Origin of the sequence: Alteribacillus persepolensis, assembly GCF_900099605.1 — a bacterium.
Classification (GTDB): domain Bacteria; phylum Bacillota; class Bacilli; order Bacillales; family Marinococcaceae; genus Alteribacillus; species Alteribacillus persepolensis.
The window spans coordinates 1-11,894 of sequence record NZ_FNDK01000044.1; the positions used below are offsets into that span (position 1 = coordinate 1).

At 41.1% G+C, this 11,894-nt stretch carries 16 protein-coding genes; 8 read left to right on the plus strand and 8 right to left on the minus strand.

The genetic code is table 11. From position 1 onward, the window contains the following. Positions 1–332 (minus strand): dioxygenase (locus BLT18_RS17405; protein WP_281242379.1); only part of this gene is annotated, 332 nt, incomplete at its 3' end. A gap of 180 nt (positions 333–512) precedes the next feature. Between BLT18_RS17405 and BLT18_RS17410 the strand changes: the two genes are divergently transcribed. From BLT18_RS17410 to BLT18_RS17430, 5 genes are all read left to right on the plus strand, one after another. Next, positions 513–1,412 (plus strand): LysR family transcriptional regulator, encoded by a 900-nt coding sequence (locus tag BLT18_RS17410; RefSeq protein WP_091276927.1) that lies wholly within the window; start codon positions 513–515, stop codon positions 1,410–1,412. Positions 1,413–1,555: 143 nt separating this feature from the next. Then, complete coding sequence (locus tag BLT18_RS17415) at positions 1,556–2,404, plus strand: MBL fold metallo-hydrolase (RefSeq protein WP_091276930.1); 849 nt, start codon at positions 1,556–1,558, stop codon at positions 2,402–2,404. Positions 2,405–2,487: 83 nt separating this feature from the next. Beyond that, positions 2,488–3,510, plus strand: a complete 1,023-nt coding sequence (locus BLT18_RS17420; RefSeq protein ID WP_091276933.1) for a DctP family TRAP transporter solute-binding subunit — start codon at positions 2,488–2,490, stop codon at positions 3,508–3,510. Positions 3,511–3,549: 39 nt separating this feature from the next. After that, positions 3,550–4,041, plus strand: a complete 492-nt coding sequence (locus BLT18_RS17425) for a TRAP transporter small permease (protein ID WP_091276936.1) — start codon at positions 3,550–3,552, stop codon at positions 4,039–4,041. Continuing rightward, positions 4,041–5,309, plus strand: a complete 1,269-nt coding sequence (locus BLT18_RS17430) for a TRAP transporter large permease (RefSeq protein ID WP_175487589.1) — start codon at positions 4,041–4,043, stop codon at positions 5,307–5,309. The genes BLT18_RS17425 and BLT18_RS17430 overlap by 1 nt, the downstream gene beginning before the upstream one ends. A gap of 42 nt (positions 5,310–5,351) precedes the next feature. Here BLT18_RS17430 and BLT18_RS17435 read toward each other — a convergent pair whose 3' ends face one another. Next, positions 5,352–5,561, minus strand: coding sequence for an alpha/beta-type small acid-soluble spore protein (locus tag BLT18_RS17435; RefSeq protein WP_091276940.1), 210 nt, complete (start codon positions 5,559–5,561; stop codon positions 5,352–5,354). Between the two features lie 119 nt (positions 5,562–5,680). Continuing rightward, positions 5,681–6,109, minus strand: coding sequence for a cell wall hydrolase (locus BLT18_RS17440; protein ID WP_091276942.1), 429 nt, complete (start codon positions 6,107–6,109; stop codon positions 5,681–5,683). A gap of 196 nt (positions 6,110–6,305) precedes the next feature. On the opposite strand from BLT18_RS17440, the gene BLT18_RS17445 reads away from it, so the two are divergent. Next, a complete protein-coding gene (locus tag BLT18_RS17445) occupies positions 6,306–6,605 on the plus strand; it encodes a phospholipase (RefSeq protein ID WP_091276945.1) in 300 nt (99 codons plus the stop codon). A gap of 164 nt (positions 6,606–6,769) precedes the next feature. Here the strand turns inward: BLT18_RS17445 and BLT18_RS17450 are convergent, their stop codons facing one another. After that, positions 6,770–6,949, minus strand: a complete 180-nt coding sequence (locus BLT18_RS17450) for an H-type small acid-soluble spore protein (RefSeq protein WP_091276947.1) — start codon at positions 6,947–6,949, stop codon at positions 6,770–6,772. 452 nt (positions 6,950–7,401) lie between these two features. Between BLT18_RS17450 and BLT18_RS17455 the strand changes: the two genes are divergently transcribed. Then, positions 7,402–7,896, plus strand: coding sequence for a CvpA family protein (locus BLT18_RS17455; RefSeq protein WP_175487590.1), 495 nt, complete (start codon positions 7,402–7,404; stop codon positions 7,894–7,896). 124 nt (positions 7,897–8,020) lie between these two features. Here BLT18_RS17455 and fbpA read toward each other — a convergent pair whose 3' ends face one another. The 3 genes from fbpA to BLT18_RS17465 form a co-directional block, all read right to left on the minus strand. Further along, positions 8,021–8,185 (minus strand): Fur-regulated basic protein FbpA, encoded by a 165-nt coding sequence (gene fbpA, locus BLT18_RS18025; RefSeq protein WP_322787582.1) that lies wholly within the window; start codon positions 8,183–8,185, stop codon positions 8,021–8,023. 138 nt (positions 8,186–8,323) lie between these two features. After that, positions 8,324–9,166 carry a glycerophosphodiester phosphodiesterase gene (locus BLT18_RS17460; protein WP_091276954.1) on the minus strand — a complete coding sequence of 281 codons (843 nt, stop codon included), beginning with the start codon at positions 9,164–9,166 and terminating at the stop codon, positions 8,324–8,326. 572 nt (positions 9,167–9,738) lie between these two features. Beyond that, positions 9,739–10,365, minus strand: coding sequence for a YkoP family protein (locus BLT18_RS17465; RefSeq protein ID WP_175487591.1), 627 nt, complete (start codon positions 10,363–10,365; stop codon positions 9,739–9,741). 176 nt (positions 10,366–10,541) lie between these two features. On the opposite strand from BLT18_RS17465, the gene BLT18_RS17470 reads away from it, so the two are divergent. Next, a complete protein-coding gene (locus BLT18_RS17470) occupies positions 10,542–10,841 on the plus strand; it encodes a hypothetical protein (protein ID WP_091276957.1) in 300 nt (99 codons plus the stop codon). A 362-nt stretch (positions 10,842–11,203) separates the two neighbouring features. Here BLT18_RS17470 and BLT18_RS17475 read toward each other — a convergent pair whose 3' ends face one another. Further along, complete coding sequence (locus BLT18_RS17475; RefSeq protein WP_091276958.1) at positions 11,204–11,743, minus strand: FAD synthetase; 540 nt, start codon at positions 11,741–11,743, stop codon at positions 11,204–11,206. Between the last annotated feature and the right edge of the window lie 151 nt (positions 11,744–11,894).

Genomic DNA, 11,894 nt, shown 5'->3' on the forward strand with positions numbered 1-11,894 from the left:
CCAGGCTCGTCCGGGCGCTGTGTTAAGACGAAAGGCTGTCCAGGTTCTCGTTCAAGCTGTGGAGACCCTTCAACAAAGTACGGTCCAAGCAGAGACGGCTGCGTTCCTGGCATGTTGGTATACATCGCTTGAAGCACATGCGTTTCAAGGAAAACGTCAGCATAAAGAGGGATTTCCCCTTTCTTTCCAAGGCGGTCCGCCCAGTGGACAAAGTTTGTATACTCTTGGTGGTCCAGCTTCGCTTCTTTCAAAAACTCTTTCATGTGCTTAATAAACAGGTTAAAGACTTCTTCGACACGCTCATTCTTTTTGACAGCCGTTTTTTCAGACATGTAAATGTAACCCCTTTCATAAATGATGAAAAAATTTTTAACACAAACGATATGGTGATTCTATGATTTCATGAACATAGAAAAAATACAATAGAATTGCTGTTTGAAAATTTTAATAACGGTATAACTATTTATTATGCTGCGTTATGAAGATCATTGCGCATCAGGAGGGAAGTGGCCATGAATATTGATAGTTTGAAAGTTTTTTGTTTAGTCGTGGAAGAGAAGAGTGTCAGTAAAGCCGCAGAACTCAGCTATATCACACAGCCGGCGGTTACACGTCAAATGAGGCAGTTAGAGGAGTTTTACGGACTGCCATTGTTTTTCAGAACCAATAACAAGCTGACAGTATCTGAAGCAGGACGTGCATTGTACCCTATTGCGAAATCAATTATTAAAGACTATGAGCACTCTATTCAATTGATGGAAAACTTTAAAGGAAATCAACAGTTTACGCTTCATATCGGTGCTTCTCAAACGGTGGGGGAATACCGTTTACCACGGTTATTAGGCGACTTTAAACAAACAACCCCGGAAGCTTGGCTGTATCTGACGACAAGCAATACAGCCGACATTATGAAAAAGGTAGAAAGAGACGAAGTACATGTTGGAATCGTTGAAGATTATGTGCCTGAAAATACAGATTTGCATGTAGAAGTCTTTATGGAAGATGAGCTTATCCTCATTGCCTCCCCGCATCACCCTTGGAAATCCAGAAAAGATGGAATTCAATTAAAAGAAATAGTAGATGAGCAGTTAATTCGAAGGCAGGCCGTATCTGAATTGCGGCTGCGGGTAGAAGAAGAATTGAGAAGACATGAGATTATTGACAAGATAGAAAGTTATTTTGAGGTAGAGACAACCCAAGCCGTCAAAAGTGCGGTCGAAGCAGGGCTTGGCATTTCATTTATTTCTCGTCTGGCTGCAAAAAGAGAACTCGAAACAGGACATCTCATCGAAGTACCAGTAAAAGACACAGCGCTTGATAGAAAAATATACATGTTGAAAAAGAATTTACGCTTTCCTCATTTAGGGACCGAGAAGTTTTTCAAGTTTTTAAAAGAACAACAGCGTGCATAACGTATAAGAAACTATTATACATGGATAACGTTTTGTGATTCTAATTTCTATTGTTTTCTAACATGGATACATGAGAATATAATTTCAGAAGATTTGCTTTTGCGAAATTTATGAAAAAATGAATCGAGAGAGGAGCTATATTCATGAAAGATATTAAAGTAACCATGTTAGGAACGGGGTCTCCTTATCCCGCCTTGCACAGAGCTGCATCCGCACAGCTTCTTCAGATTGACGATATGAACGTATTAATTGATTGCGGCCAGGAAACCACTTCACAATTACAACGGATTGGAGTAGAACCGCAAGATGTTCATCATCTATGGTTTACTCATCTTCACTCTGATCACACTATGGGTTATTTTCAGTTTCTCATTGGCGGCTGGCACTTAGGCAGACGAAAACTGTCCGTTGTCGGCCCAAAAGGTATTAAGGAATTTCATGAAACCGTTTTAAAAATGTACGAAGATGATATTAACTATCGAACGTCACTTGGATTCCCGGCAGAAGGCATTCATGACGTAGAAATATACGAAATCGAAGAACCAGGTGACATCCCGGCTGGCGATATTCCAGCGAAAGTCACGTCTGCTCCAATGATTCACAACGTTACAACGTATGCTTTTCGTTTTGAAATTGATAATACTGTCATTGTATTTTCTGGTGACTCTTCTCCAACTCAACATTTGACGGATTTGTCCGAAAATGCTGACCTTTTGATTCATGATTGTGTCTTGACTGCAAAGGAAAAGGCTGAAAACACGAATTTAGATACCATTTGGGAAAAATTGCAAAAAGAGCACTGCACGCCTGCACAAGCAGCAGAGACAGCTAAGCAGTCCAATACGAAGCGTCTTCTCCTCACGCATTTTCTGCCAAGCATTGATGAAGAACACGTGGAAAGTGAAGTGCGACGTGTTTATGATGGGGAGCTGATCCTCGGCCAAGATTTACAAACAGTCGATTTAACGAAAAAGACAGTAACAACGTTATAGCATTCAAAAGGGGCTGGGCTGTTGGCTCACCCCTTCCTTCATATCTCATATTGTGTACGCTTACATTAAAAGGAGGCAAAACCTTGAAGTTACACATTTACAGCATCATGACTGTGATGATACTAGCATTGCTGTTAATGAGCGGCTGCAGTACAGGAGTGTTTTCATCAACGAATGATCCCGCAGAAGCTAAAGAGCCAGTCACGTTACAAGTAGGGCATGTCGCACCGCCCAATCATGCCTATCATCTAGGGTTAGTTGAGTTTAAAGAGGCAGTGGAAGAAGAAACAAACGGTCAAATAAATATAGAAATTTATCCAGCAGGACAAATGGGGGGAGACCGTTCATTAGTAGAAAGAGTTCAATACGGTTCATTGGATATGGCATTATCATCTACTGGCGTTGTCGGAAATTTTATAGAAGACATTGCTGTGGTCGAAATGCCATTTCTATTTAATGATCTAAATCATGCATATGAAACGTTTGATGGAGAGATTGGCCAAGAGCTTCTGCACAAAATGGAAAATATTAATATAAAAGGAATTGCGTTTTGGGAAAAAGGCTTCGTACAACTTTCTAATAATAAACACCCTATTTATAGTCCAGAAGATGTCAGCGGCTTAAAAATGCGCTCGCTTGAAAACGAGTTGTACGTTGATACGTATGATGCATTGGGAGCAGAAGCGACACCTATTGCCAATCCTGAAGTCTATACATCGTTACAGCAAGGTATTGTAGATGGCGTGGATAATGCCCTAAGTGGTCTTAGAACGACTAATCAGTTTGAAGTATCAGATAAAGTCAGTGTTCTAGACTTATATTATGCTTCGGCTATTCTCATGATTAACCAAGAAAAATTAGAAAGTCTTCCGGAGCAGCTGCAGGATGCCATTATACAAATTGGACGAGAAACAGCTTCCGTTCAACGTGAGATTAATCAACAATTAGAAGAGCAGCACACACAAGAAATGAAAGACGAAGGTGCTACGATTGTAACGAAAGAAGAAATAGATATCGATGCATTTAAAGAAGCTGTCGAAGAAGTATACGAAAAACACGATAAATGGGACGATTACGTCGAGCGTATCAAGCAAGCAGATGAATAAGATAGACAATCATTTGGACAACTCAGGAGGAAACAAGGAATGAAACATCTTCTAGAACGACTAAACAGTGGGATAAGTAATGTTCTGTTTCTGTTTTTAGCCGCGATGGTTCTGCTCATTTTTTTCCAAGTGGTATCAAGAGTAATATTTGGATCGTCGTTCCCTTGGATTGAAGAGCTCGCACGATATCTAATGATCTGGGTTACATTTTTAGGAGCAAGTATCGCGTTTAAGACAGGAAGCCACGTAGGTATCGATTTTTTTGTGCAAAAATTCAGACCATCAGTATATAAAGGAATACTTGTTGCAGCGTTTCTAGCGACGGCTGCCTTTTTGCTCATTTTGTTTGTGCAAGGCATCCATATTGTGAGCCAAGCGATGGTGCAGCAGTCCTCTGCTTTACAGGTGCCGATGGGGTATGTGTATCTCGTTATTCCTGTAAGTGCTCTGTTTATGATAATAAACCTGGCTGCTTATACTTTTCCGCTGACAGATCATGTTGAATCAACAGAAGAAAGGGGGAATGTATAATGACAGCTGTATTGTTTCTGGTGTTATTGTTTTTGTTTTTCATTAATGTGCCGATTGCCGTGTCTCTAGGGATGGCATCTATTATCTTTTTTATAATGACAAATGACGTTCCCCTTATTACGCTGCCACAAACCATGTTTGCGGCACTGGACTCATTTCCGCTTATGGCCGCTCCGTTTTTCATTTTGGCGGGAAAGTTAATGGAGCATGGGGGTATTTCGGAACGATTAGTGGAGTTTTCCAAAAGTTTAGTAGGACATATAAAGGGCGGCTTAGCCCACGTTTCTATCGTAACCTGTATCTTTTTTGCTGCTATATCCGGTTCCGCGCAGGCAACAACTGCGGCCGTGGGGGCCATACTTATTGCTTCGATGGTAAAAGAAGGATATGACAGAAGTTTTTCTTCAGCGGTGCAGGCTGCCGGCGGAACAACAGGTATTGTTATTCCACCAAGTGTGCCATTAATACTTTATGGCGTGTCAGCAGGCGTTTCCATTACCGATTTGTTTATTGCTGGAATTGTACCAGGTATCTTGCTTGGTGTCTCATTAATGGTTGTCGCTTACGTTATTTCTAAAAAACAAGGATATCGAGCGGCTGCATCATCAGCGAGCGCCGGCGAAGTATGGGCAGCATTTAAAAAAGCAATTTTTGCCTTATTAATGCCTGTTATTATACTCGGAGGCATTTACGGAGGTATATTTACACCGACAGAAGCAGCAGTAGTCGCCGTGGTATATGGATTTGTGATTGGATTTTTTGTTTATAAAGATTTGGATATAAAACGTATTAAACAAATCTTTATTGAATCGTCCATTACGTCCTCGATTATTTTGTTTATTATCGCAACCGCGTCTTTCTTCGGCTTTTTAGTAACGAGTGAGCAAATGCCTCAATCCATGGCGGATGCTCTGCTTGGCTTAGACTTATCACCAATCATTCTTGTGTTATTACTTAATTTGGCGCTTTTAGTTGTGGGAACTTTTATGGAAACGCTCGCGTCTATTATTATTCTGACACCGCTGCTTCTTCCAATCGCAACCAATATTGGAATAGATCCAATTCACTTTGGTATTATTATGGTTGTTAATCTTTCCATTGGTCTTATCACCCCGCCGGTAGGGATGAACTTATTCATTTCCGCTCAAGTGGGACAAACCAATTATGCAGATGTTGTGCGGGCGATTATGCCATTCTTATGTATTATGATCATCAATCTAATCATTGTCACGTTTTTGCCTGCCATCAGCTCAGGTCTCGTTCCATAAAAAAACAGAGGAGGAAACCGTTCCTCCTCTGTTTTGCTTTTATTATTGTCTGCCGCTCATTTGCTGTTCAGCCATTTGAACGAGGCGTTTGGTGATTTCACCACCAACAGAACCATTAGATCTGGATGTAGTGTCTGCTCCGAGCTGTACACCAAACTCTTGAGCAATTTCTGTTTTCATTTGATCAAGGGCTTGCTGCATTCCTGGAACGAGAAGTTGATTTGAGTTATTGCTTCTGTTTTGTTGAACCATCATGCGACCCTCCTTTTTTCTATGTTAACGTTAAGTTTTCCTATTTTCACACACTTATACTGGTAATTTAAACCAATACCGTGTAGGCGTATTCAAACATCAACATAGAGAGGAAGGTTTTAAAAGGTGTTATAAATGTCGTCGCATTCTCCTTGCGATGGTTCGTAGAAACAATGCAATTTATATCTGCCGACAAGCGGCTGGTCGTACCATGTAGGCGGGCAATCACCTGGGGGACGATGGTACCATAGGCTGTATTTCGCCGGCCAGCGCCGTTCTCCTTGAACATTTCTTCTCGCTAACCGTTTTTCACTTTCTCTTGCACGTTGATAGAATAACCCATGTTCAACTGCTTCATATGCAGTTGGCTGAAAAATAACCTCTCTGAGCGTGCGAAGACCTTCAAAGTCTGAACAGTTAACGCGCGTACGGTTTACAGTAACAGCTCCAACATGAAGCATTCCTAATTTGCCTTCCCCTACCGCTTCTGCACGCAAAAGACGTGCCAGTAAATTGATGTCCTGATTTGTGGCTTTTATGACAGCCATTGTTTTCCCTCCAATCCTAACACGCTATACATACATATGTGAAAGAGCCCGGATAGTTGAATAGCATGTGTGAATTTTTGTTGAAAAATGTACTTACGCCAAAGGAAATATGCCAAAAGAGCCAACCCAAAATGAGGTGTTTTTCATATGGTGGAAATAAGCGGGGGGTTCATATCGATAAGGAAGGAGGGTGATCGTGGATTACCGCAGGAAACACTATCATGATGAACGAAGAAGGTTCCCTGGATTTTGTGTATTTCCTGGTTACAATTGGTGTGGGCCAGGCTGCAGCGGACCAGGTGCTCCTGTGAATGCGGTGGATGCTGCCTGCAAGGAACATGATGAGTGCTACCGAAGACACGGCGGCCCGTCGTGTTATTGCGATGACATGTTCATAAGAACGTTATATCAATTACAAAATCCGTATACACAAGAAGGAAGACATGCACGTTTTTTGTATCAATATATGAGAATGCAAATGTTTTTTATGTGTTAGGGAGCAGCATGGACAAGGAAGTAAATCCTCGTGGCGCTGCACATGGATAGATGATAAAAAAAGCAGCTTTTTTACAGCTGCTTTTTACGTTTCCGTTCCGTGTGAATAGATGAAAGTTCTTTCTGATAAGTGCAGGAGAAAAGTATCAGATAAGAAAAGAAGAATTATTCCTCTGTTAAACTGGTGACCGGAACACCTTCTATTTTATTTGGTTTATCATCATAGTGTATGGTTGCGACACCAACTTGCTGGAAGACGTTATCGATATACACGCGTTTACCGTTGAAAAAAACTTTTTTAGTTTTAGAAGACAGCGATAACTCTTGGGCACGTTGTCCGTTCATGATGATATTCCTTTCTACTGTTATGAGTGTTGGTTATTACTTTTCGACTTTGATATAGTAATCCGTTCTTCTCCTGTACTTGGCTGAACAGCGTCTTTTCCTTTTATGATAGTCCGTTTTGACTTAGATTTTTTACTCACTATGGTTCACCTCTTTAGAGTAAACGGAATACATGAATAGTATGGCATGAAGGCGGGGCATTTATAAAGGGCATTGCTTCTTTAACGAAAAAAGGAAGTTACAGGAAAAGGGTAGAAGAGAAGGGGAAAAGAGGATGGATGACAGTTGTACAATTTTTTCCAATGACGTACGGTCATACCAAAGTTGGTTTTTTTCACTTTGTCCAGAAAGTATAATATCGTTAACCATATATAATAAAACAATCACTGACACGTTTTGCTGCGTAAGCACAAATAAATGAAAGACATAAGTGTCCAAGGGAGGCAATGCTGTTGCTCATAAATATTATTATTATATTGTTGTTGGCTGGAAGCTTCTTTATAGGATTAAAACAAGGGTTTATATCAAAGTTTATCCGGTTGACGAGTTTTATTCTTTCTTTGTTCGCAGGCTTTTATTTTTACCAGCCAATCGCCGAGTGGCTGCGTACGTGGCTTCCATATCCGTCTGCTTTAGGCGCTGCGTTTGAAGGGTTGTTTTACACGGTTATTGGGTTTTTGCTCATTTTTCTTGTTACAACGATGATTGTCGCGTCATTGGGGCGTATTCTGCAGATGTTTGCTTCGCTGCCCATACTGCGAACAGTAAATAAAGCGTTAGGAGGCATCTTCGGCGTTGTAAAGACATATGTGATAATTTTGCTTCTTTTAATCGGAATATCATTTTTCCCCATTGATTCGCTGCACGTATTGGTGAATGAATCCACGATAGCAATGACAATGCTTGAAAACACCCCAATTGTCTCTGATTTGCATTCGTTTTCGTAAGAACACAAAATCTCTATCACATAGGATAAGCGTACGGTTGTTCAGGTAAAAAAAATCACCTTCTTTCGTTGGAAAGAAGGTGGTTTACTATATAAGAGGAGATGGGTATATAACAAGTCAGTTACTAACAGTTATGTGACTGAACTAACAAAAATTGTTCTTTCAGTTCAGCCTCAGACGCTTCGTAAAACTGACGTCCATCCGGCATTTTGTAGGTGTTAAGCTCTAAAAGGGCTGTGATGAGTTGATCTTTATCCTTTTCGTAACATAAAGCTTCCATGAAAAACATCCGCTCCTTTTGTAAGCGCTTTCAGTTATTATTATAGCGCTTTAATTGGAAAAAGTCAACCAATCACATTGTATTTTTTTGGAAAAAGGAAGAAGCAGAGCAAAATGATTTCATTTTACTCTGCTAACAGCTGTACCATTATGGTTTATGCGGGTCGACATAGTCCGGATAGTCAGTAATAATACCATCCACTCCTAATTGCAGCAAAGAATCTGCTGCTTCTTGGGATCTTACTGTCCAAGGGTGGGTTTCCATCCCGAACGAATGAATACGCTCTAGAAGAGAAGCATCCATCATATCTTTGTTAGGGTTGACGTAGTCAGCGTACTCTGTGAATTCTGACAAAAGAGAATCCGAAATGCCGAATGGATTGTAGCTGATCAATACGCCGACTGGGACAGATGGAAGCAGGGAGTGGAATGTTTGTACGAAATCATGGTCAAACGATTGAACGATGATTTTATTGTTGTTGGGCTTGTCCATGTTGCGTGACGTGAGTTCATCTGCCACTTTTTCAGCAATACCAGGGTAAAGGGATGGAGACTTTACTTCAATGAGAATACCGGATTTCCCTCGATATTCGTCCAGTACTTCTCCCAGTGTTGGTATTTTTTCGCCAGTGAATTCATCACTAAAATGACTGCCCGCATCAAGTTCACGAATTTCTTCATACGTCAAATCTTTCACAGCCCCAGTTCCATTGGTCGTTCTATCAACGGTTGTATCATGGATGACTACTAATTCTCCGTCCTTACTCATCTGTACATCCAGCTCAAACATATCGGCTTTCATATCCACAGATTTTTCAAAGGCAGCCATTGTGTTTTCCGGGGCATGTCCAGAAGCACCGCGGTGAGCGATGTTGAGAACTTGCTTTTGTTCTTTTTTCGTTACTTCTTCTTCAGCCATTGCAGTGCCGAAGGGGAGGGAAGTGAATAATAGTAGTGCCATGAACAAGCCGATACGCAGCTTTTTGTTCATTATGTAACAGCTCCTCTCAAAATATTTTCACTTATACTGTAGCGAAGGATTATAAAGGAGGCGTAAAGTTTGTTTTGAAATATAATGAATTATTTGTAAATAGTGAAATGGAGACAAATCGAAAACGGGTTGCGCTAAAGCCGTGCAATCAATTAGGACCGTATAGACGAAGCGCAGATAACATACGAAGAATCCCCCGACAGAAACATAAGCTGAACAGTGGAGGCTGTGGAGAGAGAATGTGAAGTACAGAGGCGAAGGCATGAAAGAAATAAAGTTCTCATTGAAAGGTTAGGACACATAAATGGTATGTTTTTGCTGTGGGAATGTGTAACGTTGTGAAAGGATAAAGAAGAATGCTGTTTCTGCTGCAAAACTTACCGGCAAGCCATATTTTCTTATCGATGACCAAGTTGAGGCGATTAAGGGAGATGCCTGCGGGAAAAACAGCAAAAGATCCATCGGAGTGCTTTTTCCCGGTCAGCTGAGGCGCTGCTCGCAGCAAGCGGGCCAAAAGAAAGCCCAACCAGAAGTGACAATAATTCTGCGGTTCTGTATTTTCCGCGGACATGTTATTTAGAAAAGCTGCTGGGTGAAGAGGCTGATTTTCGCTGGATGGCATTGGTGTCAGAAGAGTGAATCGGCTGGAAAGAGCGAAACAATGTCTCTTTTGACATCAATATATAAGCTGGCTTTTTTCTTTTCATGGCAGGAAGTGCTGTATCAGAAGATGCGAGCAGTGTAATCATGAGATTAGGAATCCATTTGAACCATCTGTAGATATGGCTGTGTATATCCATTGAATCGAAACCAAGTCGCTTACAGCCTTTGTTTAATGTTGTAATACCCATAATACCTTTTATGTTTTCGCTGTTCTCCAGGCTTTGAATGTACGAAGCGACACCTGGTAATGATTGTTGTACAGTACGGTAAATAAAACGCGCTTTTTGAAAGTCATGTTGCAGCTTATTCATATCACGGATTAAACGAATATTGTGCAAGTGAATTTTTAACAACACATCGTTTTTTTGAATCTGGGTGCCATCAGATAATGTAACCGCAGCACCCCGATATACAGCAAGCCGCACGCGGAAAATGTTAGGGTGCCATTCATTGGTTTCCTGTAGTGTAATTAAACGAGTGAGGGAGTAATATACTGGATCAAACAACGTCCACATATAAATAATAAATGTCTTCATGCATCTCATCATCCTTTTACATTATATCGCCACACATTAGTGTAAATCACTGCATCTATTCATATTTATGGTAATAAAAGGGGAAAATTCATACTGATAATGAAACCAGAAACGGAGAAAGATATAAATGCGGGATAATTCTATCCTAGACATTCATGGAGAGAAGGGGAATACGGATGAACAATTTTCGTTGGTTAGCACCATTTACGGGGCGAAGACGAAGATTTATGGGATGGAGCAGAAGGAACAACCGTGGTGGAATGGGCATGGGCATGTTATTTACACTCATTGGTGTAGGTGCCACTGCTGCATGGGCAGGAATGACACAAAGAAACAACAACGATACCAACAAAGAGGGCGGAAACAATCAAGCCTTACAAAATATGTTATCTACGGTGCAGGAAAGAATGCCAAAAAACCAAACAGCTTTTTCAGAGGAATTATCACCAAAAACGGAAAAACATGAAGAAAAGTAAGGGAAAAGACAGGGAATGGGGAAATTCCCTGTCTTTTTTGTACGAAGAGATATGAATAACGATCGGCTTTGCCAACGTGGAAAAGGCACCGGTATACGCGTGATGAAGCTGCTGTCTGTACGTAAAGGACTGCTGCCAGCTGTGTTTTCTTTATGGATAGGAGGGGATTAATCAAACGTTTGATTGATGTTTTCTGCTGGAGAAAAACGCTGCCACGGAAGTGAGTCATCCGTTGGGACTGTTTGCTGTACAAAATGAAAAAGGAAATCCTCTCGCCCGAAAACGATAAAAATAAGCCGCAATGGTAAGAGCGGCTTATGGTAGAAGGATGAAAAAAGAGAGTATTGTTTGTACGGCTTTTGCTATGGTGTCATTTGCGGGTGGGCTAATAATTTACGTGCGTGCTCTATTTGGTTTTTTTGGAGAAGGAGGCGAATGCGAGTAGAGGAGATAATTTTACCTTGCTGACAGCGAACCAATGGATGGAGATTCACGTGAAAGTAATGAGATAAAAACTCGGTCGTTCCTTGTTTTCCTTTCCCAAATTGAAAATTGGGCCCAACCCACACTTCTTTAGGCGAGAGAGCTTGCAGTTCATGAACGAATGCAATGGCTTCACGTGATGCATATTCTTTGTTAAAGTCCGCTACCACAACATAATCGATGCCTAACCGTTTGATTAGTTCTACTTTTTCCTCCACACTCGTTAACACTTGCGTTTGCTGAAAGAAACTGCGAGGGGGAGGGTTGAATGTGTAGACGACGGATGGAACACCTAACGTTTTTGCTCGGCTGGCGGCTTTATTAATGAGCGTTTGATGGCCAAGATGCAAGCCATCAAACGCTCCGATGGAAACAACCGAGTGAGGCAGTGAAAGTTGATGATCGGAATAAACGTTCACGATTGCTTCCTCCTCTTCATTCTCTCATTTACTTCTTAAAATAATTGACGTCGTCTGGATTAATCCACGTGTCATTTACCCAGCCATCTAAGTCATAGTCTGCCATGCACTGTTCGGCAAACTCTTCATATGCTCTTGCTTCTCCAGATTC

What these genes read in the sequence shown, in the direction of transcription:
- BLT18_RS17410 (WP_091276927.1), top strand. Translation starts at nt 513, where the DNA reads ATGAATATTGATAGTTTGAAAGTTTTTTGTTTAGTCGTGGAAGAGAAG.
- BLT18_RS17415 (WP_091276930.1), top strand. Translation starts at nt 1,556, where the DNA reads ATGAAAGATATTAAAGTAACCATGTTAGGAACGGGGTCTCCTTATCCC.
- BLT18_RS17425 (WP_091276936.1), top strand. Translation starts at nt 3,550, where the DNA reads ATGAAACATCTTCTAGAACGACTAAACAGTGGGATAAGTAATGTTCTG.
- BLT18_RS17430 (WP_175487589.1), top strand. Translation starts at nt 4,041, where the DNA reads ATGACAGCTGTATTGTTTCTGGTGTTATTGTTTTTGTTTTTCATTAAT.
- BLT18_RS17435 (WP_091276940.1), bottom strand. Translation starts at nt 5,561, where the DNA reads ATGGTTCAACAAAACAGAAGCAATAACTCAAATCAACTTCTCGTTCCA.
- BLT18_RS17440 (WP_091276942.1), bottom strand. Translation starts at nt 6,109, where the DNA reads ATGGCTGTCATAAAAGCCACAAATCAGGACATCAATTTACTGGCACGT.
- BLT18_RS17450 (WP_091276947.1), bottom strand. Translation starts at nt 6,949, where the DNA reads ATGAACGGACAACGTGCCCAAGAGTTATCGCTGTCTTCTAAAACTAAA.
- fbpA (WP_322787582.1), bottom strand. Translation starts at nt 8,185, where the DNA reads ATGTTTTTCATGGAAGCTTTATGTTACGAAAAGGATAAAGATCAACTC.
- BLT18_RS17460 (WP_091276954.1), bottom strand. Translation starts at nt 9,166, where the DNA reads ATGAACAAAAAGCTGCGTATCGGCTTGTTCATGGCACTACTATTATTC.
- BLT18_RS17465 (WP_175487591.1), bottom strand. Translation starts at nt 10,365, where the DNA reads ATGAAGACATTTATTATTTATATGTGGACGTTGTTTGATCCAGTATAT.
- BLT18_RS17470 (WP_091276957.1), top strand. Translation starts at nt 10,542, where the DNA reads ATGAACAATTTTCGTTGGTTAGCACCATTTACGGGGCGAAGACGAAGA.